The organism is Algoriphagus persicinus, from assembly GCF_035156415.1.
GTDB classification, from domain to species: Bacteria; Bacteroidota; Bacteroidia; order Cytophagales; family Cyclobacteriaceae; genus Algoriphagus; species Algoriphagus persicinus.
In genome coordinates this window covers 58,814-84,172 of the sequence record NZ_JAYEEY010000011.1, presented here as the reverse complement: position 1 = coordinate 84,172, position 25,359 = coordinate 58,814, and the positions used below count along the sequence as shown (strand labels likewise).

33 protein-coding genes are annotated in these 25,359 nt (G+C 39.7%); 28 read left to right on the top strand and 5 right to left on the bottom strand.

Annotated elements, in window-relative coordinates:
- Positions 1 to 22: 22 nt before the first annotated feature.
- The 3 genes from U3A58_RS10390 to U3A58_RS10380 all read right to left on the bottom strand — a co-directional run bounded on the left by U3A58_RS10390 (position 23) and on the right by U3A58_RS10380 (position 1,485).
- The gene (locus U3A58_RS10390; RefSeq protein ID WP_323823358.1) at positions 23 to 292 is read right to left on the bottom strand and encodes a hypothetical protein; all 270 of its coding nucleotides are present in this window, start codon (positions 290 to 292) and stop codon (positions 23 to 25) included.
- 7 nt (positions 293 to 299) lie between these two features.
- Positions 300 to 1,046, bottom strand: coding sequence for a ParA family protein (locus U3A58_RS10385; protein ID WP_323823357.1), 747 nt, complete (start codon positions 1,044 to 1,046; stop codon positions 300 to 302).
- A gap of 70 nt (positions 1,047 to 1,116) precedes the next feature.
- Positions 1,117 to 1,485, bottom strand: a complete 369-nt coding sequence (locus U3A58_RS10380; protein ID WP_323823356.1) for a helix-turn-helix transcriptional regulator — start codon at positions 1,483 to 1,485, stop codon at positions 1,117 to 1,119.
- Positions 1,486 to 2,183: 698 nt separating this feature from the next.
- Between U3A58_RS10380 and U3A58_RS10375 the strand changes: the two genes are divergently transcribed.
- The 27 genes from U3A58_RS10375 to U3A58_RS10245 all read left to right on the top strand — a co-directional run bounded on the left by U3A58_RS10375 (position 2,184) and on the right by U3A58_RS10245 (position 22,731).
- Positions 2,184 to 2,753 carry a GNAT family N-acetyltransferase gene (locus tag U3A58_RS10375; RefSeq protein WP_323823355.1) on the top strand — a complete coding sequence of 190 codons (570 nt, stop codon included), beginning with the start codon at positions 2,184 to 2,186 and terminating at the stop codon, positions 2,751 to 2,753.
- Positions 2,750 to 3,670 carry a response regulator transcription factor gene (locus tag U3A58_RS10370; protein WP_323823354.1) on the top strand — a complete coding sequence of 307 codons (921 nt, stop codon included), beginning with the start codon at positions 2,750 to 2,752 and terminating at the stop codon, positions 3,668 to 3,670. Before U3A58_RS10375 ends, U3A58_RS10370 begins: the two co-directional genes overlap by 4 nt.
- Before the next feature lie 152 nt (positions 3,671 to 3,822).
- Positions 3,823 to 4,188: a plasmid mobilization protein gene (locus tag U3A58_RS10365; protein ID WP_323823353.1), complete on the top strand. Its 366-nt coding sequence runs from the start codon at positions 3,823 to 3,825 to the stop codon at positions 4,186 to 4,188.
- Positions 4,185 to 5,513, top strand: coding sequence for a relaxase/mobilization nuclease domain-containing protein (locus tag U3A58_RS10360; protein WP_323823352.1), 1,329 nt, complete (start codon positions 4,185 to 4,187; stop codon positions 5,511 to 5,513). The genes U3A58_RS10365 and U3A58_RS10360 overlap by 4 nt, the downstream gene beginning before the upstream one ends.
- Positions 5,514 to 5,522: 9 nt before the next feature.
- A complete protein-coding gene (locus U3A58_RS10355) occupies positions 5,523 to 6,173 on the top strand; it encodes a ParA family protein (protein WP_323823351.1) in 651 nt (216 codons plus the stop codon).
- Complete coding sequence (locus U3A58_RS10350; protein WP_323823350.1) at positions 6,152 to 6,496, top strand: hypothetical protein; 345 nt, start codon at positions 6,152 to 6,154, stop codon at positions 6,494 to 6,496. The genes U3A58_RS10355 and U3A58_RS10350 overlap by 22 nt, the downstream gene beginning before the upstream one ends.
- Before the next feature lie 2 nt (positions 6,497 to 6,498).
- Positions 6,499 to 6,885 (top strand): hypothetical protein, encoded by a 387-nt coding sequence (locus U3A58_RS10345; protein WP_323823349.1) that lies wholly within the window; start codon positions 6,499 to 6,501, stop codon positions 6,883 to 6,885.
- The gene (locus U3A58_RS10340) at positions 6,882 to 7,211 is read left to right on the top strand and encodes a DUF4134 family protein (RefSeq protein ID WP_323823348.1); all 330 of its coding nucleotides are present in this window, start codon (positions 6,882 to 6,884) and stop codon (positions 7,209 to 7,211) included. Before U3A58_RS10345 ends, U3A58_RS10340 begins: the two co-directional genes overlap by 4 nt.
- Before the next feature lie 57 nt (positions 7,212 to 7,268).
- Positions 7,269 to 7,574 carry a DUF4134 domain-containing protein gene (locus U3A58_RS10335; RefSeq protein WP_323823347.1) on the top strand — a complete coding sequence of 102 codons (306 nt, stop codon included), beginning with the start codon at positions 7,269 to 7,271 and terminating at the stop codon, positions 7,572 to 7,574.
- Positions 7,574 to 7,864, top strand: coding sequence for a DUF4133 domain-containing protein (locus U3A58_RS10330; RefSeq protein ID WP_323823346.1), 291 nt, complete (start codon positions 7,574 to 7,576; stop codon positions 7,862 to 7,864). The genes U3A58_RS10335 and U3A58_RS10330 overlap by 1 nt, the downstream gene beginning before the upstream one ends.
- Entirely contained in the window at positions 7,857 to 10,346 is a 2,490-nt protein-coding gene (locus tag U3A58_RS10325; protein ID WP_323823345.1) for a TraG family conjugative transposon ATPase, read from the top strand. The genes U3A58_RS10330 and U3A58_RS10325 overlap by 8 nt, the downstream gene beginning before the upstream one ends.
- Positions 10,347 to 10,360: 14 nt before the next feature.
- Positions 10,361 to 11,017 (top strand): hypothetical protein, encoded by a 657-nt coding sequence (locus tag U3A58_RS10320; protein ID WP_323823344.1) that lies wholly within the window; start codon positions 10,361 to 10,363, stop codon positions 11,015 to 11,017.
- A 2-nt stretch (positions 11,018 to 11,019) separates the two neighbouring features.
- Positions 11,020 to 11,673 carry a hypothetical protein gene (locus U3A58_RS10315; RefSeq protein ID WP_323823343.1) on the top strand — a complete coding sequence of 218 codons (654 nt, stop codon included), beginning with the start codon at positions 11,020 to 11,022 and terminating at the stop codon, positions 11,671 to 11,673.
- A complete protein-coding gene (locus U3A58_RS10310; RefSeq protein ID WP_323823342.1) occupies positions 11,670 to 12,332 on the top strand; it encodes a hypothetical protein in 663 nt (220 codons plus the stop codon). Before U3A58_RS10315 ends, U3A58_RS10310 begins: the two co-directional genes overlap by 4 nt.
- Positions 12,329 to 13,111 carry a hypothetical protein gene (locus U3A58_RS10305; protein WP_323823341.1) on the top strand — a complete coding sequence of 261 codons (783 nt, stop codon included), beginning with the start codon at positions 12,329 to 12,331 and terminating at the stop codon, positions 13,109 to 13,111. Before U3A58_RS10310 ends, U3A58_RS10305 begins: the two co-directional genes overlap by 4 nt.
- Positions 13,108 to 14,262: a plasmid transfer protein gene (locus tag U3A58_RS10300; RefSeq protein ID WP_323823340.1), complete on the top strand. Its 1,155-nt coding sequence runs from the start codon at positions 13,108 to 13,110 to the stop codon at positions 14,260 to 14,262. The genes U3A58_RS10305 and U3A58_RS10300 overlap by 4 nt, the downstream gene beginning before the upstream one ends.
- A gap of 2 nt (positions 14,263 to 14,264) precedes the next feature.
- Positions 14,265 to 14,873 carry a conjugative transposon protein TraK gene (gene traK, locus U3A58_RS10295; protein WP_323823339.1) on the top strand — a complete coding sequence of 203 codons (609 nt, stop codon included), beginning with the start codon at positions 14,265 to 14,267 and terminating at the stop codon, positions 14,871 to 14,873.
- A complete protein-coding gene (locus U3A58_RS10290) occupies positions 14,851 to 15,288 on the top strand; it encodes a hypothetical protein (RefSeq protein ID WP_323823338.1) in 438 nt (145 codons plus the stop codon). The genes traK and U3A58_RS10290 overlap by 23 nt, the downstream gene beginning before the upstream one ends.
- Positions 15,278 to 16,501, top strand: a complete 1,224-nt coding sequence (gene traM, locus U3A58_RS10285; RefSeq protein ID WP_323823337.1) for a conjugative transposon protein TraM — start codon at positions 15,278 to 15,280, stop codon at positions 16,499 to 16,501. Before U3A58_RS10290 ends, traM begins: the two co-directional genes overlap by 11 nt.
- 6 nt (positions 16,502 to 16,507) lie before the next feature.
- On the top strand, positions 16,508 to 17,344 hold the full coding sequence (gene traN, locus U3A58_RS10280; RefSeq protein ID WP_323823336.1) for a conjugative transposon protein TraN: 837 nt from the start codon (positions 16,508 to 16,510) through the stop codon (positions 17,342 to 17,344).
- Positions 17,341 to 17,475 carry a hypothetical protein gene (locus U3A58_RS10275; RefSeq protein WP_323823335.1) on the top strand — a complete coding sequence of 45 codons (135 nt, stop codon included), beginning with the start codon at positions 17,341 to 17,343 and terminating at the stop codon, positions 17,473 to 17,475. The genes traN and U3A58_RS10275 overlap by 4 nt, the downstream gene beginning before the upstream one ends.
- Positions 17,472 to 17,939 (top strand): hypothetical protein, encoded by a 468-nt coding sequence (locus U3A58_RS10270; protein ID WP_323823334.1) that lies wholly within the window; start codon positions 17,472 to 17,474, stop codon positions 17,937 to 17,939. Before U3A58_RS10275 ends, U3A58_RS10270 begins: the two co-directional genes overlap by 4 nt.
- A gap of 9 nt (positions 17,940 to 17,948) precedes the next feature.
- Positions 17,949 to 19,940, top strand: coding sequence for a type IV secretory system conjugative DNA transfer family protein (locus tag U3A58_RS10265; protein ID WP_323823333.1), 1,992 nt, complete (start codon positions 17,949 to 17,951; stop codon positions 19,938 to 19,940).
- 12 nt (positions 19,941 to 19,952) lie between these two features.
- Positions 19,953 to 20,585, top strand: coding sequence for a M23 family metallopeptidase (locus U3A58_RS10260; protein ID WP_323823332.1), 633 nt, complete (start codon positions 19,953 to 19,955; stop codon positions 20,583 to 20,585).
- A gap of 10 nt (positions 20,586 to 20,595) precedes the next feature.
- Complete coding sequence (locus tag U3A58_RS10255; RefSeq protein ID WP_323823331.1) at positions 20,596 to 21,525, top strand: DUF4099 domain-containing protein; 930 nt, start codon at positions 20,596 to 20,598, stop codon at positions 21,523 to 21,525.
- The gene (locus U3A58_RS10250; protein WP_323823330.1) at positions 21,491 to 22,168 is read left to right on the top strand and encodes a hypothetical protein; all 678 of its coding nucleotides are present in this window, start codon (positions 21,491 to 21,493) and stop codon (positions 22,166 to 22,168) included. Before U3A58_RS10255 ends, U3A58_RS10250 begins: the two co-directional genes overlap by 35 nt.
- Positions 22,169 to 22,236: 68 nt before the next feature.
- On the top strand, positions 22,237 to 22,731 hold the full coding sequence (locus U3A58_RS10245) for a hypothetical protein (RefSeq protein ID WP_323823329.1): 495 nt from the start codon (positions 22,237 to 22,239) through the stop codon (positions 22,729 to 22,731).
- A 54-nt stretch (positions 22,732 to 22,785) separates the two neighbouring features.
- On the opposite strand, the gene U3A58_RS10240 is transcribed toward U3A58_RS10245, so the two are convergent.
- Positions 22,786 to 23,850 (bottom strand): 6-bladed beta-propeller, encoded by a 1,065-nt coding sequence (locus U3A58_RS10240; RefSeq protein ID WP_323823328.1) that lies wholly within the window; start codon positions 23,848 to 23,850, stop codon positions 22,786 to 22,788.
- Positions 23,851 to 24,292: 442 nt separating this feature from the next.
- On the opposite strand from U3A58_RS10240, the gene U3A58_RS10235 reads away from it, so the two are divergent.
- Positions 24,293 to 24,508 carry a hypothetical protein gene (locus tag U3A58_RS10235; RefSeq protein WP_323823327.1) on the top strand — a complete coding sequence of 72 codons (216 nt, stop codon included), beginning with the start codon at positions 24,293 to 24,295 and terminating at the stop codon, positions 24,506 to 24,508.
- A 40-nt stretch (positions 24,509 to 24,548) separates the two neighbouring features.
- On the opposite strand, the gene U3A58_RS10230 is transcribed toward U3A58_RS10235, so the two are convergent.
- Positions 24,549 to 25,211, bottom strand: a complete 663-nt coding sequence (locus U3A58_RS10230) for a hypothetical protein (RefSeq protein ID WP_323823326.1) — start codon at positions 25,209 to 25,211, stop codon at positions 24,549 to 24,551.
- Positions 25,212 to 25,359 lie beyond the last annotated feature (148 nt).

The following is a 25,359-nucleotide window of genomic DNA, read 5'->3' as shown; positions in this document are numbered from 1 at the left end:
TAAAACAATAAGCTTTTTATTCCTAGATGCCATAATACTTAGCTACCGCAGTCAAGATCATATCTCTCATGGAAGCTTTGGTTTCTCTGCCTATTTCGTATTTCAGCTTATCGAACATGTCAGTCGGAATTCGTAGGGAATAGATTTTCACATCTTCTGTGTCAAACTCTTTGCTTGATGATTTTTCTTTTTGTTGTATCTCAGATTCAGGGTTGATCAGCATGCCGAGGCCTCTTTGTTTGGTGCCAAGGTTTTTATTTCCCTTGCTAGGATCATTTAGTTTCTTTGCCATATTTTTATCAGTTTAACTTGCTTAAAATTTCATTGACCAGCAGTTCATAATCCTTAGCTCCGTTCGAGTCTGGTGCATAGTCAAATATGCTTTGTCTCTGCAGCTGTGCTTCGGCCAATGCTACGTTGATCCTAATTTTGGTTTCAAACACTTTGTCCTTTAGGTCCTCGGTTAACTTTTCAACGATGGTTTTGGTCAAGATTCTATTGGGATTGATTTGGGTGATGAAAACACCTCCAATTTCCAGTTTTTCGTTTAGGTTATCCCGCACTTCCTGCACTATCCCCAGCAGTCGATCAACTCCTTTGTAAGCGAAGTATTCTCCTTGAAGTGGCAAGAGGATGGTATCACTTGCTACCATTGCATTTACTGTCAAAAGTCCTACAGATGGGGGACAGTCTATTATGATATAATCATAATTTTCACGGACAGGTTTTAGCAATTTGTTGATGATTTGCTCTCTTCCAATTTTGGATACAATTTCCATTTCAGCACCCAACAGATCAATAGAAGATGGAACCAGGTCCAGATTCTCGCTGATGTTGAGAATGGGGAGAGCTTTGTTTTCCCTGATCGAGTCATAAACGGATATTTCTGGATCAACGATTCCCAATCCCTCGGTCAAATTTGCTTGTGAATCTATATCCAGTAACAAGACTTTAAATCCTTTTCTTGCAAGTCCGGCACCGATGTTTATGGAGGAGGTGGTTTTGCCTGTTCCTCCTTTATGGTTCATGATGGAGATTGTTTGCATGGCTTTGGAGTTTTACCCAAAGATATGAAAATACCTATTTGCGTAAAAATGTATTTATATAAAAATGTATTTATTTTTTATTCAGTTGAGCCTCCAGATTTGCGATGATCCGGTTCTTTGATTTCACTAGATCACTGTAAAAATTGTTTTCTGCTGTAAGACGTTTATTCTCATTTTGAAGTCGGTCAATTTCTATTTGAAGCTTTTCGAATAGATTTTGTTCGTTGGCAAACTGATTTGAGTCAACTTCATTGTCTTTAATGGAAGTAGTAAACATTTCTCCTTCACCGTTTTCCAGCCAACTCAGGTTAATATTATGCTCCTTTTTCAGCAAGATCTTGATCTTTCGGGAAACGTTGTTTTTGCCTCGTTCAATGTCTGAATAACCAGCCTGCGTCAAACCTAAGGAAAGCCCAAAATCAACTTGGGTTACTTTCATGAATTTCCTTATAATTTTTAAGCGCTGATTTTGAGTTATATGCATCTTACTCTAATCTTAAAACTATAAATATTTTTTAAAATATCGCAAAACCATATATTTGTATATATGGATATATTCAAACGGAATAGTCCGCCAGCCTTTTACTAATTACCTATTTAGGGTGATTACAAAAAAAACTGATCATGCTTCGATTTCTTAGGAAGAGTACGAAGCCTATCTTATTTCCTTCTGCTGTTATAAGAGATGATTCATCACAAATATATACTTATAAATGTATTTAGATATGTGTTTATTGGTGTTTCTATATATGCAGTAGTTGTATGTCTATATGTGGACATATAGATATGGGAATATCTAGATATTGATATATTTGGATATGAATATATCTGGATATCAATGTTATGAGTTATTCAGGAGTGTTTTTTGCTTAAGACTTTAATCATCTTTTCGGGTTTTTGAATACTTGGTTAGCCAAGCGATCGTTGAAGCTTTATCTATTCATTTTTTACGGTAATAGAAAATGAAAATTAGGATGGAGAAACGTTTGCGTGTTCCATGCAAGTTGTGTATTTGTGACACAAATTCTGCCGAATTTTTTTCACAAACACGCACTTGCCATTTGAGATTCTTTTCAGAATCATTCAAAATGGAGGCATTTAACCTCGCAACTCGGTTAAATTTTAATAAACTGAATCATGAGAAAATTCATAGAACAGGATAGAAAAAACATCATAAACATATTAGTCAAATCTTTTAAAGGAAATAAATCAGTTGATTTTGTAGTCGGAACCTCAGCTAAAAGAAGAGAGGTTTTGATGGAATACAGTTTGGAAAACTGTTTAGAAAACGGTGAGGTTTATATCTCCGATTCAGGAAAAGCTTGCGTCCTTATTAAGTATTCTGAGCAAAAGAGAAAGCCTTTAAGTTTATGGATCTGGGATTTGAAACTTGCCATCCGAGGTATAGGCATACCTAGAATATCAAAAGTGCTGAAAAGGGAATCGAGCATTGAAGAAGTCCAGCCCAAGGAGCAGTTTCTTTATTTATGGTTTATTGGTGTCCAGCCGGAAGACCAAGGTAAAGGTGAGGGGTCTAAGCTTTTTAAATCTGTTCTACAGTTGGCAAAGGAAAAGAACCTTCCGGTCTGCTTGGAGACTTCAACCGAACGTAATTTTAGATGGTATGAGAATTTCGGATTTTCAGTCTATGCTTCTTCCAATCAATTTGGTTTCTCGTTTTACTTCTATAGAAAGGATTCGCTATGACAGTGTTTGGAACTGAAATGCACCTAGCGACATTTATTTTTGTCGTATGTGAGGTGCTATTTTTTGTGTCGCAGTTGGTTTTCTATCTACAAAATCCCTCTGATAAAAATCGCAAATATTACTTGATCCTTTTGGCTCTGTTAATCATCTATAACATAGCTGGCGGATTGTTCCCAGATCCAGAACTTTCCCTTTCATTGAAGTTTCAGATCAACTTGGCCTATGGATCTGGGTTTGTCATGGGTGCATATTTTCCTTACTATTTTTATCGGGTTTTCGAACTGGATGATTTGAGGTGGAATGCACGGATTGGTGTTTGGATATTCTTAATAGTTCCATTCTTCCTTTTCTTTTGCCTAGGGCTTCCATTGTTGGATGATTTACCTACAATCGTTTGGTACGGATTGGCAATCCCTCTGCTTTATGCGATCTATCTTATCATAATAATTTTTCTAAGTATCAGAAAAAAATTCAAAGGATATCAACATTCGCTGGAAGCAATACTCACCTATTCTGCAGCTGTTCCCTGGGTATTGCTTCCTTTTTTTAGCTACGTGGATGCTTCTCAATTTGTAGAAGTATTATGTACCAATGTGGGCTTTATCATCATTACTTTTTTGTTCATTCGTAAGATGATCTTCGAAAACAGAAAGGCTTTTGAAAAGTTGAGGCAGTTTGATCTTCAAAAGGACCTTAGCACAGAGGGATTATTCACACTATGGTGTACAAAAACGGGACTAACAAAAAGAGAATCCGAAGTTGCGGAGCAGGTTTCCCAAGGCTTGACCAGCAAGGAAGTTGCTGAAGTACTTTTTATTTCGGAAAGAACCGTAACTAAACACCTTCAATCGATTTATCGAAAATCGGACACCAAAAACAGGGTTGAGTTGATTAACTCACTAAACTCTTATTCATAATACATTTTAGAGAGGATAAACCTTTCAGGTAAGTATATGTGCGTATATGGATATCCATTTACGCATATATGCCTATATATGGTTTTTACGCAGTTCTAGGTATTTTTTTTCACCTAGGGAATCAGATTCTTTACTCCCAGTAACATGTAGCCATGAAAGACAAAAGGGAAAATCTCTCTTGGGTATCTGTCAGGTTAAAGCCAGATGACTATACCCGATTGAAGGATGAAAGCAGGTCACTTGGTGTGTCTTTGAGTCAATTGATCAGGATAAAACTAAGCGACGATCAAATCAAGATCATTGACACGAAAGGAATTCTAAATGCAATCGATAAGGTAGTCTCCGAACAGGCTAGGGTGAACAATAATATCAACCAATTGGCAAAGCATGCCAATACCTATAGAGACAAGATTTCTTTAAAGGTCTTTCAGGATCATACGATGCTGATGGCAAAGCATCTTGAATACCGTGACTTCATGAACAAGTTTTTGAAACAAATATATCAGGCAATCAAATGAGAGCTAAAATTCTATCCAGTACAAGTTCATTTAATGGGGTGACCTACAACACGAATAAAACCCAGAATGAAAAAGGAGAACTGACCAGGTTCCGAAATTTTGGCTACCTCCAAGACACCAAGGAAGTGGGCCCTAATGAGGTGAAAAACTTTCTGATTGCCCACTCTAACAGAAACGCCATTGTCAAGGATAAGCAATTTCATGCCATGATCAGTTGCAAGGGTAGGGAATATACTAAAGAGCAACTCACAGACATCGCCCATGAATGGGCGGATAAAATGGGATATGGAAACAATCCTTTCCTGATCGTTTTTCACAAGGATACTGCAAACAACCATGTCCACATTATTTCATCAAGGATTGATAAAGAAGGCAAAAAGATCAGCGATTCTTTCGAAAAATTGAGAGCGCAGGAAGCAATCAATGAGATCATGAGAATGAATCCTAAGCATGAGGCAGACAAGGCTGCAGATACGCTAAGAGAATTCCGCTTCAGTACTCGGGCGCAAGGGCTTATGATTTTGGAGTCTCTGGGCTACAAGGTTAGGGAAAAGGGAGATCATTTGGATTTGATCAAGTACGGTTCCGTGCAAGGTCAGTTTTCATTATCTGAAATCAACCGAAAGATACAGACCTATGAATTAGATAAGTTACGAGTGAACCAGTTGAAGGCGATTTTGGACAAGTATTTCAAAGTCTATCAAACTAATCCTGTTCCGCTGTTTGAACCATCAACGAACGGAATAAAGAAAAAACATATAGGGTATAGCTCAGATCTTGGGGAATTCATCAAAGACAAATTTGGAGTTCAGCTGATATTTCACGGCAAGGATGGGAAACAACCTTATGGCTATTCCCTTATAGACAACGCAAACAAGATCGTGTTTAAAGGGAGTGAGGTGTTTTCCATGAAGCGCTTTTTTGAGCAGGAAGGAGAAGGGAAATCTTATCAATCCAAGAAATCTAGCGAATCAAAACCTCTTGATTTGATTGGTGCAAAAGTAAAGCTCCAATCCGCTCTTAATGATTTTTCGACTATCCGAGAAGGCTTGGATCACCATTCATTAAAGATTGATAACAGGAGCGGAAATCCCTGCTTGAAAACTTCTCAGGGAGATTTACCGACCAAGGACATTCTTCCTCCTGAACAGCAATTGGCTTTAAGGGAATACTTCCAGGAAACAGAAGGTCATATACAAGACCAGAACCCTTTGATGTTTGATCTGGTCCCTACGCTCAATATCGCAAATGATGTTGACGATGAAGCAACCCATGGCAGGAGAAGAAACAAAAAACGAAAAGCGGATAATGAAATCACTAGATAAAATAGATCCATGATAATTCTATTCGCAAACCAAAAAGGAGGGGTTGGAAAAAGCACACTAGCGGTGCTGTTTTCGAATTTCGCAGCTCAGAAAAGGAAGAGAAAGGTTAAGGTCTTTGACATGGACTTTCAGCAGTCTTTGTACAACAAATACCTCAATTCTGATCAGCTGGAAAATGAAAAGCTTTATGAGGTTGAACTATCTAATATTACTGGATTTAAATCAATTCAAAAAAGATCAAAAAACGATCCTTTACAACTCACGGTCATAGACCTCGCTGGGAAGATGGACGACGATAATCTGGTTCAGGTGTTCAAGGAGTCCGAATTGATTATTTGCCCATTCTGCTATGATGAATATAGCGTGACTAGCACTTTTGAATTTTGCTATGTGGTCAAAAAGCTGAATCCAGCAAGCCGGATCATCCTGATACCTAACAGGGTCAAATCATCAGTCAAATACGAGACACTGGAAAGCGTCAACCAAGCACTAGGCCAGTTTGGGGAGCTGACTTCCCCAGTGACAGATAGGATTGATTTCCAAAGACTTACTACCTCCTATACCCCGGAATCCTTGGTGCCTATCCTAGATCCGATTTTCAATAAAATATTCGATGACTATATAAAAGAAGAATCCTCATGGGAAACGGAGACTACATAAACAAGCTCTTAAATGGTGTTCGAGGAGATAAGGTACTGCATGAAAAAGAAACTGTAGAAGTAACAGAACATCTAGAAAAATCACCTGATAAAAAGGCAAGCTCAGATATAAATAATCTTTTGGAAAACATGAGGAATTTTGAAATAGAGGGTGATTCCAAAAGGTTGATCCGAATGGATGCAAGGACGGAAGAAGTCTTGAAACTTCTGAATCCCATGTTTAGAGTTGATGTAACCTCCTTTGTGAATTTTTTGTGCTGGGAATTTTTGGAAAAAAATCCTGAACGGATCAATGAAATCAAACAATCACTTAAAAAATTATAGCCATGACCTGGATAGACTTCTTCTTATACTTAAGCCTCTTATATGTGGTGTACTATGCAATAAATGTGGTGATTGATGTTTTGCGGAAATCTCCCAATACAGAAACCAAGGCAGGGGATTCCTACTCCTTTCAGACCGACCTCACGGAGTTTGACGATAGGCCTACGATCATTGAAGACAATGATCCTGAACCTGTCAGATTAGAGAACCTAGCTGTATCGACTTCCGCTTCCGAAGAATTGGTCAACAGCGAGGATGATTCGGAGGTAATCGAAATCAATGAATTTAATCCCATCAAATCCTCGGGAGGTGTGACGAATCTCAATTCCTTGTTTGTGCTCGCCAAGGAAGGCACAATTGAAATGAAAAAGAAAGTAGTGTTCTCATGAGATTCCTTCATTCTCTGGTCGTCAGCGGGTTTTTGCTTCTCTTTCTCTTTTTGTCGGAAGCTGAATCATTTGGCCAGTCTCCTCCTGGGGTAGCAGAATTTCAGGAGGTGGAGACAGATATGAGAAAATTCTATGTGGCTATTTCTCGACTGTCCTTTGTAGTTGGTGCGGTCTCTGGATTGTTGGGAGGTCTTAGGGTGTATAACAATTGGCAGATGGGCAGGCATCACATAGATGTTCAGGTAATCAGCTGGTTCGGTGCCTGTCTTTTCCTTGCAACCATGGGTATTTTCCTCAGCGGACTTTTCGGGGTCCCGCTAACCTAAGAACTATCAAATCAACCATATATAATCAATTATTTTCTTACTAAAATTAATAAAGCCATGTTCTACAGAACTAAAAAAATCATCGCCAGCGCATTTATAATGAGTCTTGCAACAATATCAGCAAGAGCCCAAGGTGTTCAAGGTATCACAGCAGCCGAATCCTCACTTCTTACTTATGTAGATCCCGTGGCAAGCCTTTGTCTGGTGATAGGTGCGGTGGTCGGGATCATCGGAGGGGTAAGAGTTTACATCAAGTGGAACTCGGGAGATCAGGACATCAACAAAGAGCTAATGGGATGGGGCGGTTCCTGCCTTTTCATGGTGTTGGTGAGTGTGATCATCAAAGCATTTTTCGGAGTCTGATGGCAAAACAATTTCCAATTTATAAGGGGCTTCAAAAACCCCTTATTTATCGTGGCTTTCAAGGAAAATTTATCGGATGGGGAGTCGCTTCCTTGGTGATCGGTGTCGTGTTGGGAGGTCTAATTGGAAGTTTGTCAAGCATGGTTCTAGGCGGCGTAATCACCATTTCGGTAATGGTAACAGGCCTTTTCATCACATCTCGGCAACAAAAAAAAGGGCTGCATACCAAAACAAGGTATGTAGGAATCTTTCAGATCGCTACATCCTTAAAATCAAAAAATCATGTTTAAGAAAAAAAGGAATGAGTTTAAACTGCCCTATATAGGTATTGAAAATGAGATCAATGGTTTTCATTGTCTATTCAATCAAAAGGGTGATTTTGGGATTATTCTGAAGCTGGATAATCCTGTTTTGCAATATTCGGCGGATTCATCCAAATATGATTCATTTCACCAACTGTACACCAATGTAATCAATATACTCGGTGAGGGACATTTGATCCAAAAACAAGATATTTTTTCAAGAAGCATTTATAGTGAAAATAACTCAAAGGAATACCTACAGCAAAAGTATGACGAGCATTTCCAAGGTCGGCAATATACCTCGCTAAATACATTTTTGGTGATCACCAAAAGAGCAAAAGGCAAATACAATGGAAAGTCAGTGAATGACTTTATCAAGACGCTCGGAAAGATATCTGATGTATTCACACGCTCAGGAATCAAGGCTGAAGCTCTTAACAGGATTGAAACCGACCGTTATGTAAGAAGAATTCTCAGCATGAACTTTCATGAAGAAAGGATCGTGTTGGACAACTTGCTATCAGAAGAAACCCAAGTGGAAAGTGGAGACAGGGCTTTTCGTTCGATTACGTTAGTTGACACGGACAAAGTGGAAATTCCTGAAAACATTACTACCCATTTGGAGAGAAACGACAAGGATACCCTCAAAGGCTTTCCTGTAGATAACATGGGTTTTCTGTTTGATGTCCCCAACTTCCAAACTGTAATTTATAACCAGGTCATTGAGATTATAGAGCAGAGACCAATCCACACAAAACTTGAATTGAAGCGGAAAAGGCATTCTGGAATGCCTGATCCGGTTAACGATATGTGTGTCGAGGATATTGACAGGCTTTTGGATGATGTAGCAAGACACAATCAACTTTTGGTCAACTGTCACTTTAACGTGGTCGTTTCGGCTCAGAAAGAACATATCCAAACCGCTTGTAATTATGTGGAATCTTCCTTGTTCCAGCAAGGGATCGTCGCCAACAAAAACTCCTATAATCAACTCGAACTTTTCAGGACTCTGCTTCCCTGCAATACTGCAGAGTTGAAAGTTTACGATTATTTTCTAACCACCTCAGATGCTGCTTTGTGTTTTTTCTTAAAAGAGTCACTGAACAAAGACGAAAAAAGCGGTTTTCAGATTCGTTTCACTGATAGGCAGGGAATTCCGCTGAAAATAGATCCAGCTGATTTGCCAATGGAAACCAACCGGATTAACAATAGAAACAAATTCGTGCTTGGCCCTTCTGGTTCTGGGAAATCATTCTTTATGAATGCCTTGATCGAGCAATACTGCATGTGGAATAAACGGCCTGATCCCAAGTGGCTTATGGACGTGGTAATCGTAGATACTGGGCATTCCTATTCGGGTTTGTGCCAATATTACAATGGTAAATACATTACCTATACAGAGGAAAATCCTATTACGACTAATCCCTTTGCCATCAAGGAGGAGGAATACAACATCGAGAAGAAAGACTATCTCCTAACTCTTGTTTCCCTGCTTTGGAAAACATCTGAAGGTTTAGTTTCCCAGGTAGAGGCAGACGTAATATCCAATACCATTTCAGGTTACTATTCCTCTTTCTTTTCCAACGATGGAAAAATAGCCAGGCTTTGCTTCAATAGCTTTTATGACTTTGCTCTTGAAAAGATCCCAGACATCATAGCGCGTGAGAAAATCGGTTTTGAACTGGATGAATTTCGGTTTGTACTCAAGAAATTTTATAGGGGAGGAGAATTTGAAAACCTTCTTAATGAAGAGGTAGACCAATCCCTGTTTACCGAATCCTTTGTGGTCTTTGAAATAGATAGCATCAAGGAACACAAGGTGCTTTTCCCGATTGTAACGCTCATAATTATGGATGTTTTCATCCAGAAAATGAGGTTCCGAACCAAATACCGTAAAGCATTAATAATCGAAGAGGCATGGAAAGCCATAGCCTCCCCGCTCATGGCGGGATATATCCTTTATCTCTATAAGACAGTCCGAAAATTCTGGGGTGAGGCTATCGTAGTGACTCAGGAGCTTGGGGATATCATTGGAAACGCAGTAGTCAAGGATAGTATAATCAACAATTCCGATACGATTTGCCTGTTAGATCAGACCAAATTTAAGGATAACTATTCCCAGATAGCTTCCCTACTTTCTATCAATGAGACTGAGCGGAAAAAGATCTTCACCATAAACCAACTGAACAACCAGGAGGGAAGGGGAAGGTTCAAGGAAGTTTATATAAGACGTGGATCTACGGGAGAAGTATATGGGGTAGAAGTGTCCTTACACCAATACCTCACCTATACCACGGAAAAACCTGAAAAATCAGCTGTAGAAATCTATACCCATGCTTTTGGAGACTACCACAACGGACTGGATGCTTTTGTCGAGGATTTTGAGTCCTCCAATCTTTCTCTACACGGCTTTTTTGGAGAGGTAAACAAACACGAGAGCCCCTTAAGAGAAACACTGATTTCCACTTAATAACCTACGCTATTATGAAATGCTTCCTATCACTCTTATTACTTACCCTGTCGGGATCGTCCTTTGGACAGGCCGTATATGTGGACGTTGCCGTTTCAGGTGCCACAGCCGCCCACTCTGCCGTTATCAATTCCCAGCTGAGGGCGACCAATGAAAGGTTGACTCTGATCGAACGGGGTCAGTTGGCGATAACGGGAAACCTGACCATTGTCAATACGATGCAGGACAAAATCTATAAGGGACTTTCGGAAGTAAGCTCCATTCTGACCAACCTTTCTAACGTGCAGGAAATAGCAAGAATGGCAACGGCCATTTCGGGAGATCTAAACGAGGTTACGGACTTAGCTGGGGAAAACCCAGCATTGCTTCTGTTTGCCGAAAGAAATGCCACCATGTTTCAGCAACGGGCTACTTCCTTGGCTTTGGAGGTCAGTTCTTTTGTTTTGAAGGGAGGAGAAACGAACCTCATGGACGCAGGAGAAAGGTCCAAGTTGATCAACCAGGTTTTGACTGAAATGGTGATCCTGAGATCCTACACCTATGGTATGTATCGTGCAATGTACTTTGCTCAGATGAAGGGATTTGTCAAGGCTTTGAATCCCTTTCAGGGATACATCAACGTAGATATCCAGCTTGCTCAGGATATCGCCAGAAAAGCCAAAACGCTATAATTATGAAAGCATTTTGTTGTCTTTTCATTGTCATTTTCGCAAACATAGGAGTTGGTGTTGCGCAGGTGAACGTTGCACTTCTCCACCAGCTGGTCGAAGAATCTAAATCTGAATACAGCCTTCAAAAGGAGGCGAAAGCAAATCAAGGAAAGAATGCAGTCAATGAAGAGGTAAATAATAGCCTGGTCAATTCGGTCAAGAAAAAATACCGAACCGTACAGGAACGATTTGCCAAATTTTCCATCGTCATAGATGCCATCGGCATAGGGAGCACAGCACAACCCTTGGTTAACTCAATTATAGACAACCAACAGCAGATCGTCTACTACTGCAGAGAAGATCCGACACTGCTGCTTTTCGCAATCGAGACAGAAAAGATTTTCGTCGATAGATCCTACTCCCTTTTGAACTACCTGTTAGGCCTTTCGGCAAGTATCGGGGTGGTCAACCAAATGAAAGTCTCGGAAAGGCGGATTCTTTTCCAGCACATCATTGACGAGCTGAGAGAAATCAACGGGATTTCCCTTACAGCTTCCAAAACTCTGCAATACCATTTGGAAAGGAAGCTAGGAGTCAATCCTTATCTCGATTATGTGGCAACTGAAATGGCCTTGGTGGAAGAAATCATTCAAAATTCCAAAACCCTCACACAATGAAAAAGCTCATTTTCTTTTTGCTGTTTTTCATGGTTGTTCAGGCCTACTCGCAAACAATGGTGTTTGACAAGAACCATTTTATGATTGTCAATGCCAACGCCGCTATGAGAAATGTAAGCGAAATAGGCTATCACCAAACGTTGGATATCATCAAACAGAACACCGATGACATCATTGTCAATTCATCTAGCTTGGCTATGGTTCAGACGATGATCGTCAACTCTCTGACTCAAGTAAATGAAGGATTTAAAGATGCAATTCAGGTAAAAATGATTGCCGAAACCGTCCTAGACATCAGTTCGATTTCAGCAGAAGCATTCAAATTAGCTTCCGACAATCCAGTCCTTTTCCTCTTTACCGAAGAATATACCGCACAGGCCAAAACCAGAAGCATCAAGCTTGCAACTGAAGTTTCGAGCCTGATCCTCAAAGAAGGCGATAATCTTTTGATTAATTATAATGTCAGGGACGAACTTCTTAATACAGTTCAGAAGGAATTACAAGTAATTCTAGCCTTGGTATTATCAGCGAGGAACAGCATCTATTGGGCAAAGACCAATGGAGTAATTAGATCCCTCAATCCGTACCAATCCTATATCAACAAGAATTTGGGATTGATCAATGAAATAATCATCAAACAGAAAATCCTAACCCAATGAAACCCTTACTAGCGTTCTCGATCCTCTTTTTTATAAGTGCTTCCATTTATGGGCAGACCCTTATTAATGATAAGGCAATTGTAGCCCAACAGGAAAGAATGGTCTTTAAACAATGGGATGAAGATAAATTTTATCCAGAACCGAAGAGACTGCTGGGGATTCCGACCAATGCCATCTGGTATTTAACCTGGGCATTGCATCCCAATTATCCAGATTTGGATAGAAGACCTTTGTCCCCCACAGGGGAACAGACCCAAAGATTGGGTTTTGCGGCCGCAATGCAGATTTCTTCCAACTACTATAAACAGCATTCAGATACGATTAAGAACTTGGCGAATGCTGAAATTGCTCGCATTTCAGGTGCACTTTCGGCAACAGATCCTCTTTACCAATTCTATTATAAAAAGGAACTCAAACTTTTGGAAGATCCTGGTTCCAATGCTTTTCAGGGAATTTCACCAAAGGTAGTTTCCTATATGACAGATCATGGAGCCTACCAATGGTATACCAACAACATGGCTTCACTTTCGGAGAGATACAACTTTGCTAAGACCTTAAATATGGAAAGAGGTCAGCGAATATTGATGTACCACAGAATCATGCTCGACATGAGGGATATCCTGAAAAAATGGCAATACAAACTGGATATGTCCTCCAATATGCTTGCCTTCCGAAAGCTAAACAATCGGCTAATAAACGGGGACATCACCCTTTCAGATCCACAGGATGAAGTGGGCAGAGCGAAGAGAATTGCTAACAAAACCCAAGTCTTGCAATGAAAAAGCTAATCATTGGACTATCGATTTTTCTTGGATTGTCTCTCACTGGATTTGGACAGTCCGTCAACCATGACGAATACAAAGAGACAATCAGCTATTTGCAGGGAAACAGTATTTACGACAGAGGGGTAATGACCTTTTTTGAGGAAATGAGGGATTATGGTTTTGCCCATTCTGATCCTTTTATCAGAGACGCACAAACTTTGGCTTGTATTTTCATGCTGATTTTTTTTAGTCTGAAATGTTACGAAATGATGGCAGGTGACAAGAAACTTGAAATCATGCCTCTTTTAAGACCCTTCGGATTAGTTATTCTGCTCATGTGGTGGCCTGTTTTCTGCCAGATCATCGCTTTTCCTACTGATTTGGTTGCGGCCAGAACAGAAGCGCTTTTCGGAACTCAGAACGACACAAATAATGCTTTACGGCTAGACCGTGCAGCCTATATGGTGGAAATGGCCGACCAGCTGGTCGAATTTCAGGCAGTTACTGAAATGGCATCCGACCAAGCTCAGGAAGCAGATGAGGATTTGGGAACCGTGATTGTGGACGGTGTGAAGGGTTTTTTCTCAGATCAAGTCCTTGGGCCTATCATGCAAATGCGAATAAGGATGCAAACTAGTATCCAAGTGCTTGCCACCCAGATTATAGAATTGTTGGCAATATGGATTCTTAGGGTTTGTGTCTATATCATTTTCATGATCCAGATTATTTATTCTACAGTGCTGGTAATACTTGGCCCATTCTCGGTCGTGGCGAGTATTCTTCCTGCTTTTCGAGATGCTTTCACCACTTGGATCGCTCGGTTTGTTTCAGTCAATCTATATGTAGGAGTTGCTTTTCTGATTCTATACATCACCGGAAGACTTCAACAATATGCCTTGGAAGTAGAAATCGACAAATACGAATACCTGCTATTTACTGGAGGCGGGGCGGACAGGCTGGAAAAAATGGCTTGGTTGGCCTCCAATGGATTCCTGAGTTTCGGACTCGTAATAGTCGCTTTCATTGTAAGTGCTATTGCTATAATGACTGTGCCTTCTATCTCCACATGGATCATTTCTACTTCGGGCATTTCCTCAGCAGCATCAACCGCAGGAAGAATGAGTTCTTCGGCTACCAAATCCATTTCCAGAGCTAAACTAATCTAACCATGATCATCAAAAACATTGAATCGAAAATCAGGTTGGCTACCTTTCTTTCCTTGGGGAGTTTTCTGACTTCCATCATCATTTGCGGTTTTGTCTCAGCATATGCCTACCAACAGGTAGCAAACGCCAGGCAATCCATCTATATCCTAGATAATGACATTCCCATTTTGGCGAAGCAGACCAATATGCAAATGAACAGGCCAGCGGAGTACAAAGCTGCCGTGGATTTGTTCCATAGCCTCTTTTTCAATCTTACGCCCGACGATAAACATATCGAATACCAGATGGGTAAGGCCATGTACTTTGTTGATGAAACTGGGGTTGGGCAATACAACAACTTGAAAGAGAAAGGCTATTTCAATTCCATCCTTTCTTCAAGTTCAGTCCTTTCCATCCAAACGGATTCCATTGTGATTGACCAAAACAGGTTCCACTATTACGGAAAGCAAAAGATCGACCGCAGAAGTGCTACCATCACAAGGTCGATCATTACTGAAGGGGAATTGATCGATATCCCAAGAAGTGAGAACAACAGCCACGGGGTATTGATCACCAATTGGAAAACTATAGAAAATAAAGACCTCTCCAATGTTTCGAAAAATACCTTCTAGGGAGAAGAATACTACCGTATTCCAAGAACTCAAAAAAGAGTTCTCCCCCCACATCGAGATAGCTGATAGTAAGGCTAAAGCCTTTATGGATTGCCATGCAAAAATTATTTTTTGCATCATGATCCTACTGATCGTAGTCTCTTTTATCCTGACGTTTTTTGTGCTCAAACCGGGCTTTAGCAATCAATCTGAAAACTTCAAAAAAGAACTTGATGCTATCCCAGTAGGATTTATCGGTGAATTTTCAGCCTTGCAGAACCTATCATTAAAAGCGGGGAAAATGGTCGAGCTAAAGGCAGAGATTGAAAGGATCTTATCCCAAGAACCCATTTCCGAGGAAGATTCCATATACCTAGAAAAAGCAATCGAGCAATTGCAATACTTCAACAACAAATCTAAAGAAGATGAAAATTGACTTCAAACAGCCGAAATACATTTTGCCTATTATCATGCTTCCGTTTTTGTGCTTGCTGTTTTACGGCTATAAATCATTCAGCAAGGAAAGCGCTACAGAATCTTTACAGGGAGTCAGTGGCATTCAGTCGCAGGTAGGTAAGGCTTCCGAACAGATTCAGAACAAAAAGATCGATTCCAAAATGGACGCTTCCAGAGAAACTTACAAAAGGGCAAATGATGGATACACCGCCATTAAGGGACTGGAATTGGATGTTGAGGAATCCAGTCAGATCAAAAGCCTTTATAATGAAGAGGAAAAAAGGTTATTGGATTCCATTGACAACGCCTTAAAAAACTCAGGATTCTATTCAGGTTCTGCCAACGCATCCAATACAGTTCCTCCGGTTACCCAATCGATTCCCAGGCAACAGAGCTATTCCAAAGAGGATGAAGAATTGTTAAAGGCCATCAATCAATTGGAGGGAAATAAAACGCCAACACCATCCAACAAATATGAAGACCCAATGGATCTTTTCAAAGCGCAAATGGCCGTGATAGACTCGATATCCAAAGCGAATGACCCAGTCTATCAAGAACAACATCAAACGGTTAAAGAGACTGAAACTACCCAACAAAAAACTGAAAGGGAGATTTACCGAGTTCACAAGTCCAACGGGACGGCTACCCTGTTCAATACCGTCACCAGAGAAAAAAAAGGAAAGTTTATTGAGGCGATCATTGATCAGGATATCAAAAACGGGACACTGGGAGCCAGATTGAGGATACGACTTTTGGACGATATCCTAATCGGTAACGCCATTGTCAGCAAGGGAACCTATCTCTATGCCCTCATTTCTGGATATGAAGCTCAACGGGTGAAACTAACCATTTCTTCCGTGATGATGGGTGACAAGATCTATCCCATTGAACTGTCGATTTACGACGTGGATGGAATGGAAGGGTTATACGTTCCGGCCAGTGCTTTCAGGGAATTTTCAAAGGAACTCGGAGGCAATACCACCGGGGGAATGAATCTGACAATGCAACAAAATTCAGATGCAATGAGCCAGTTATATATGTCAGCCCTGCAAAAAATGTTTACCTCAACCTCGCAAGCCGTTTCCAAAACCATCAAAAAGAACAAGGCCAATATCAAGTATGGAACTTCTGTCTATCTGATAGATCCTAACGAACTGCAGAAAAACAAAAAGTTGATACAAAACCAAAACTGATTTACTATGAACCTAAAAATAATAACTTTTATCCTTTGGGCTATATCGATTTCGAGCTATGCCCAGCAGAGCGGAACACTATTGAAAAGCCAGCTTCCCAAGATCTACATTGACGAGGATATTTCTCTTCATTTCCTTTCTCCTGAACCTATCCAGTACGTCGATATTTCCACCAATAATATGATCGGGGATATCCCATTAGAGAATGTGTTTCGGTTGAAAGCTGTACGTGACAGTGCTTCTGACTTGAACGGATTCAACAAGTCCCTCGGGGTAGTAACCATCATCGGACAAAAGTTTATCGCCCAATATGATTTATGGTATGCGCATGACGAGCGCCAGCTAAAGACCCAAATTGAAATTCTGCCTATTAATACCAGTCCTCTAGAGGTTGGGGAGATTCCTATGAGCGACCAGGAGCTTCGCTATTTTTCAATCGAGGCTTTCAAGTGTAAAAAGAAGAAAAACACCATCCGAAGCACCCAGTATGGGATCACTGGTCAGGTCAACAACATCTATACGGTCGATGATTATATCTTTTTGGACATATCCTTCCGAAACAAGACAAACCTAAAGTTCGACCTAGACCAGCTGAGATTCAAAATCGAGGACAAGAAAATCACCAAGGCTACCAATGTACAATCCATCGAAATAGAACCTGAATACCAGCTGTTCACTCCTGATAACTTTGAAAAGAAATACCGAAATATCTATGCGTTCAAAAAAATCACTTTTCCCAATTCTAAGGTGTTTACCATCGAATTGGCGGAATCCCAGATTAGCGGAAGGACATTCACCTTGCAGGTCAAATACTCCGATCTCTTAAACGCAGACACGCTGTGAAATCGAGCATGACGAAAGTGTCACACAGAGGAATGATTATCCGTAATGCGAGATTCTCCCGAATCAATCCCGATAGTTACCGGGACGGGACATGCTATGTGGCCATAGAAAAGCAAAATATAAACACATGAAAAAGGGGTTAATCTTACTTCCGCTTTTCCTGTTGGTTTGTTCTGCCCATGCTCAGAACGGCAATCTGTTTCTAAGCTTCAAAGGAGGATATGGAGTCAGAAAAATTGCCTTTATGGGATTTTCCTTTGACTACAGTACCAAATACAATGCACAGAATGAGATTTTTGCCGACTTCCAGAGTGACAACGAAAACAACTACCACACCGTTTTGGCTGGGTTTGGAATCAAGCCCATTCTTGTCAGATCCGCCAATTCAGCCATTCGGCTATTGTTCGGAGGTTCCATAGGATCCGATTTTGAAAGGTTCATTGCCGCACCCCATGCAGGGTTTGAACTTTCACAGACTTTAAAGACACGCATTGACCTTTTTATCGGGAGCAAAAATCAAGTTTTGCTATGGGTACCACCCTCCAAAAGATGGAGGTTCATAGCATTTGGAGGTGTAAGATTTCCACTCAATTAAGTTTTCGCCATGAATGAGAAAAGAGAATTAAAGAGCCTTCACGAGACATTCCAATTCATCGTTTACCTGATGGTTTTTATAGACATTCTGATGTTTGTCTATGCTCCCCAGCTGATGGCCTCGGAAGAGGTAGGAAAGCATCTTATTCCCCTTTTTAATAAACTTCTGAGCCTGAGAATCTACAACAATGTGTTGGTCGGGAAAATAGCCATTTTGATAGCTATAGCTCTTTCGGCCATCGGCACCGCCTCCAAAAAGAACCTGGATCTAAATCCGAAAAACCAGATCATTTTTCCCTTGGCCATCGGCCTGATCCTGTTCTTTGGTTCTGTCTATATCTACACCTTCGAAAATTCCTTTCTGGTGATCGATTATACTTCCATTGAAAATTTGGGCTATATACTGAGCACTTTCCTGGGAGCAGTACTCATTCATACCTCTTTGGACAATGTGTCCAAAATGATCAAATCAGGATTGGGCAAGGATGAATGGAATATCGAGGGAGAATCTTTCTTGCAGGATAGAAAAAAAGTGGAAAATCCCTATTCGGTCAATATTCCCATGAAATTCTATTACAAAGGGAAAGTCCGAAAAGGATGGATCAATTTGGTGAATCCTTTCAGGGGTACTTTGGTGATCGGAACCCCAGGTTCCGGTAAGTCCTTTGGGGTAATCAATCCCTTTATCCGTCAGATGATCGGTAAGGGTTTTACCATGTGCCTATATGATTTTAAATTTCCCGATTTGGCGCAGATCGCCTATTTCTATTATCTTAAATCGCAGGACAAAAAGAAGAATCCGAATTTCAAATTCCATGTGATTAATCTGGACGAGGTGGAATATTCCAGAAGAATCAACCCGCTCAATAGAAGATATCTGAAAACGGTAGCCAATGCCTCTGAAACGGCAGAGGCCATATTTCTGTCCCTTCAAAAATCAGATTCATCGGGAGGCGCAGACAAGTTTTTCGAACAGTCGGCTATCAACTTCCTTTCTGCCTGTATCTTCTTCGTGTCCAGGTACAAAGATGGAGAATATTCAACTTTTGCTCATGTACTCGATTTTCTAAACAGGGACTATGAGGATATTTTTAACTGTTTGACTAAATATCCGGAACTCAGATCAATGGTGTCTCCATTCCGCAGTGCCTATGAAAAGAAGGTTTATAAGCAGCTGGAAGGGCAGGTCGGTACCTTAAAAATTTTCCTTTCCAGACTCAATACAAAAGAAACCGCTTGGGTATTCAGTGGGGATGATTTTGACCTCAAAATCTCAGATCCCAATTCTCCTTCTATTCTAGTACTTGCTAATAGCACGGAAACTCAGAGCATCACGGGAACCTGTTATTCAGTGATCATCAACAGACTGACTAAGCTAATCAATACCAAGGGAAATCTGCCAACAGCCCTGATTGCGGACGAAGCACCAACTTTTTATATACATAAAATTGAAAACTTGATTTCCACCGCTCGAAGTAATAAGGTGGCAGTTTTGCTGGGACTTCAGGAACTCCCACAGTTAAACCAATTACAGGGAAAAGAGACTGCTTCGACAATGACTTCGGTAATAGGAAATGTTCTTTCTGGCTCAGTCCGGCACAAGGATACCTTGTCATGGTTGGAAATGATGTTTGGCAAACGAAAACAGTTAGGTCAAAGTGTGTCCATTGACCGTGATAGAACTTCCGTGTCTTACAGCGAAAAATACGAACCACTCATTCCTGCTGGAAAAATAGCTTCCATGCATACAGGGGAGATTGCAGGGATAATTGCAACTGAGGGAACCGAGTTCGATGGGAAGTACAAAACATCCAATGTCCATTGTCGGGTTAATCTCGACATGAAGGAGATCAAACAAGAAGAAAATTCCTATCGATCTACCCCAAAATACTATGACTTCAAAGGGAAAAAGGAAGAGATCCTAACCAAACACTTTGAAAAAATCCATCGACAGGTCACCGAGATCATTGAAAAGCACAGAGAAATGGTATCCGCAGATTAAATCACTTTCATCATGAAGAGGACACCATTATCCATTCTTTTTCTTTTTGTCGCTCAGGTGGCATTCCCGCAATTCAATTCCATTGAATTTCAAAAGGAACTGCCATTGGTGACTGTGATCCAGCAACCAGCCTCCCCGTCAAAACTCGTCGGGCTTGATTTAAGGCTCTTGTCTCAGCTGATCCAGTCTACAAAAAAGGAGAGGGAGGTTTTACTTGCTTCACCTCCTTTGGAAGATTTTTTCATGACTTCGAAGTACGGTTACCGTTCAGATCCATTTTCCAGAGAACAGACATTCCATCGGGGAATCGATTTGAAAACCAATCGCTCAACCATCTATTCCATTTTGCACGGCAAAGTTGTTTCGGTGGGGAATGATCCGCTTTTGGGAAATTTCATCAAAGTCCAACACGGGAAATATGTGTCGATTTACGGGCATATTTCCCAAGTCTTGGTTTCTCCCGAAGAATATGTTTTGCCTGGATCGGTGCTCGGAATTTCTGGAAGCACGGGAAGGGCCGCTGGGGATCATCTTCATTTGTCAATCAAAAATGGTAAGGACTACATTAATCCAGTCCTGTTTATTCAGATGATATCCAAGGTTTCTACCAAAGAAGAATTAATCACTTATTTATCAAAACAATAACCACAACAATATGAAGAGCCAAAACAACTTACCGATGAATGACTTGGAGATTTTCGGAGTCGTCAAAGACGGGAAATTCACCATTCCAGAAAAAGAAATCAATGCCTTGAAAAACGGAAAAATGACTGATATAGTGGAACTGTCTGATTTGAAGGGGAAGGACATCCACATCGATAAATTACCCGCTAGACTTTCCATAGTGAGGGGAGAGGACGGGAATCCTGCCTTGAGGATAGATCCGGTCTATAAAGAGCCAAAGAGTCATCCCGATTTGAGTGAAGTTGAACGGAACCAGCTAGTCAAAAAGGAATTGGCCAACATCAAGAAAAGCTATGTTGACCAGGAAGGAAATATTCAGTCGGAAATCATCGAGTACGATCAACGCACCAAACAATTTCTTTCCTATAACCCCAGAGATATCAAATCCCCTCATCGAGTCAATGGGGAGGAACTAAATCCACAGCAAAAGAAGAAATACAAAGAAGGGGACAAAGTACAGCTGGCCGACGGTACGGAATTTCAGCTCTCCCCATCCTCTCCCAAGGGAATCAGATCCAATAAGGCAGGATTAGTCCTTTCGGTGATGATGGATGGAGGATTATCTTATCTGTTGATCACAGGAATTAAAAAAATGCTAGGAAAGGAAAGTCAGGAGGATAAAGCTTATAGCAAAGGGTATCTCCAAGCTATTAAAGAAGTTCAGAAACAAGTAGAACGAAGGATCGCCAGAAATTCAAAGGACAAGGATGCAGTACATGATTTAAGCAATATCAAGGAAGAATATTCCAAAATTTCTGCTGATCAGACTCTTTCCAAAGAAGTTAGGGACGATTTTGATATCCATAAAATCAAGCGGCTAAACAGCATCGATACCGAAGAGGGTAGAAATCCAAGAAAACGCTCGGATGAGCAAAGCAATGATTTTGAAAGAGAAATTTGATGTTTTGACATTCAAAGGTGTTGAAAAAGATATTCAACGCCTTTTTTCAAAACATGCTTCTCAAAATGAAAAAGGGCAGATCATCTTTGATTTTTTTGATAAACAGGGGGAGTTGATCGATAGCGAAATTCTGAGTCTTCACCGAAGTAAGAAGGCTTCTCATGGTATTTCTGCTATTAACCTTTCGGAGAATGTTCGCTCGGTTTTTGTATCGGATTCCTATGCATCATTGATCTGCTTTGCCAATCAATACCATGCAAGAATTTCTTTTGAAGATGCAGGTTTTGCGGTCATTGGGGCTGATTTTGATCATAAACTATTGAAACAGGCTTTTAAAAATCTGCCTAAAAAAGCCAAGATCAATACGGTCTTCAGTACATCGATTTTGGGACGGGTGATGGATTGTAAGATTCAGGATCTTATCCAGGACCGAGACTGTTCTTATGTTTTGTCTGATAGTCTTGTTCAGATGAAAAACAAAAAGACAGATAGGACTTCAGCTGAATCAATATTCACCTTTTCGCTTCGGACCTATTGTATTTCACAGGGTGTATTGCAAACTGTACGGACTTATAAGCCAAAACAGAAAGGGGTAGAGTCATTTTACCAGCTAAATCAAGTCTTTTGGAATAAGCCCAAATAATATGGTTTTGCTATATTTAATGGATCGCCATTCTAAAATCCAAATTTTTGAACTAAACCAATTCCACAATGAAAAAACTGAAATACCTATTTCAAATTGCTTTTGTCAGTTTAACTCTCGCCTGTTCCTCCGAAGATGACGAACCCAAATTGGTGGAAAAAGACGTTACCATCGATATTGAAATGAGAGGAGACTATTCCAAGTATCTGGTGACCTTTTCTGTGCATAGTATGCTGGCAGAAACTTCAACTTTTGTTGCTCCAATGTTGGGAGAGCCAAGTGATTTGGATTGGACTCAGGTGGTCGAACAAGGGAATACCTATACCTTGTCTTTCGAACCAGAGTCTTCTAGACTATCTGCAACATCTTCAGTTCCAATCCATAGCCTGGGTTTTGTGTTCAATGCTGTTCCTTTGGATAGGGAGCCGGATGAACCTTTTGAGGTTTTAACTGCAACAATTCGAGTTTTTGCTGATGGGGAAGTTTATAGGGAATACGCCTACGAGGCATCTCCTTCAGATCAAACTTCTGTTCCGATTTCGGAAAGTGTTACTGTTGAATAGTTATTTGGGATAGTTAAATTGAGTTTGATTCAATTTATCTTTGGAAAGCATTATTTACCTCAGTTTAACTATTCCGATTGCGGGATTTAATTCCTCAACCCCCGTGTTTTGAAACTCTTCCTCTTTGATATAATAAAAAATATCATTTTCTAAATCCAGGGGCCTTAGAACTACCGGTTGATCATCTTCATCCAATATTCCAACTTCAAGGTTATAACCCTTGGACTCCTTCTTGCTGTATATAAACAACTTCTTATCCTTATTCCGAGCGTATTCACAAATTATGTAAGAAGAAGAATGCATAATATTATAGATATCAACCGCCTTCTCGCCATTCTCATCAAAATGAGGTTCTTCAAAATCAAGCTTTACAAATGGGATTAACGAATCTCCCTCAAATTTATAAAGGGTATCTCTCAATATATTTTCTTGTGTCAGTACTGGAGCGTACAAAAATGTACCATCAAAAGTATTGCTTAAAAAGTGCTTACTAGTATATCTAATTCCATTAGCTTTTTTAAGTATTGTATTTCTAAAAAGAATACTGTCAGTAATATCGAGCTCACGGTTCAATTCAAACAATATAGTTTGGTTGGAATACCCACCTTCAACAGGAATCCAATCTCTGCCGGTAATAATTATAGGCTTTTGATCAACTATACTTATATAAGTGATAAAATCAGAAAACTTCTTCTCTTTTAAGAATTCATAATTCTTGTCATATACTAACAGCTTCCGAACTCCGCCTAAATAAATTAAACCCAATCCTTGATCAATTTCAATCGAATATGCGCTACTATATTCACCAGGGCCTTCTCCTCTAACTCCTAATTTTCCAATAAAATTACCTTTGGAATCAAAGATCCGTACACTCCCGCTCGTATCACGAACAAGTAAATTTCCGTTAAAAAGTTTTACCTCTAAAATGGATGTTAAGTAAGCCCCGTTTTTAGTCTCCATCTGCACTAAATTTACGGACTTAGCTATATCTGATAAGTGCAAATTTGAATCAATTGTTCTTGGAATTTCTATGGAATTGATGCCTGATTTTGGAGCTTGCGAGCAACCTGTAAAAAGAATGAAAATGCACAAAACTAGTAAATACTTCAATTTGCTCATTATTGAAATTCAAGATTGGTTGTGATCATACGGCTTTTCATCTGTCTTTGACAGATAATGGAAACTAATCATTTTTTATTCACTAGCCTAAAAATCAATAGGTTTTAGATGTGCTAAATTGTTGGGTTTCTCACATATATTACATAACCGTGATATAAAAACCACCTGATTTTTCACTGAAACTTTAAGCATATTTTTTGTATGCTTCATCAAATATTTTACTTATTTACTCATCTTATCAAATGCCCTATCCCGGTTTTACCAGAATTCTATGCACAAAGGTCGAACTGCCTGTTAGCTTCAAAAAATTGGGGCTTTAAGCAGAATTTTCTAAAAACAGGGTTTCCTACGGACTACCTCCCAGTTTTTAAATTCTAATTTTTATTCGTTTTCCAAACAGTCCTAAATGACCTGCATAAATTTTAACTAAAACCAAAATAGTATGGCATTCTCAAAAAAGTACATCGGTAAAGGAAAGCAAGTTGAAAACATGGACATCGTGGAAGTGAACCTGAACATGGCTGAACTTCAAAACCACGCCTTCGAATATGAAGGAGAAACCTATGTAAAATTCAACGTAGCGAAGCTGAAAGAACCAGATCAGTACGGAAAAAGCCATACGGCCTATGTTTCTGTCAAAGAGCTGGAATTAGAATAATCTTGAAAAATAGCCCTTCGGGGCTTTTTTTATTCTTCACTTATTTACTTAAGAATTGAAATACTCCTTGATACATTAGTTTCACTTGGTTTATATTATACTCTTCATATTTTCCATGAGCAGCATTATTCCTTAAATCCAACCAACTTGTTACAGTCTTTTGGGTCAATTTATTGTAAACACCATTTTTTGCTAAATCATCATTTAACCTACTAGCTTTTTTTGGAACCTGTTTTTCTTTGCCTTCGTCATAAATTGGAATTGATTTTTCTACACACAAACTTCTTAGATGCTCCTCCAGAACGGAGCCAATCATGACTGCTGCGGGATCTTTATAATTTTCTTCCATTAGATATTCTGCCATTTCTAAGAAATCACAAAAAACATCTGCTTCAACTAGTTTCTTAAATGAAATCAACCAGCCAGATTCTATTTCCGTTTTTATAGCATTTAAAATTCCAATTGCTGATTCGATATAATAGTAGTTTGAACCCCTTACTTCAGCTTTGAATTGTTGGTAGTAAACGCTTTCAGCACCAATTACATTTGAAATAAAAGATAGACATGCTGAGTTGAATTCTGAAAATAAAATACTTGGAGCATACCTCTCATATCTTTCGCCAAGGTAGTTTTGAGTAATAGTTTGACCCTTTCCAAGTAGAAAGTTTATTTTTTCTAACAGTTTCTGATTGGTTTTTTCCATATCGTTTTTTTAAACCTAAATACAAAGGATGATTTTTTATTAGACTTTCAACCTCTTAGCTTACAAGAATAAATTTAAACTAAAATCAATATAGTTCTCTTTTCAAAAAAGTACATCGGTAAAGGAAAGCAAGTTGAAAATAGGAACA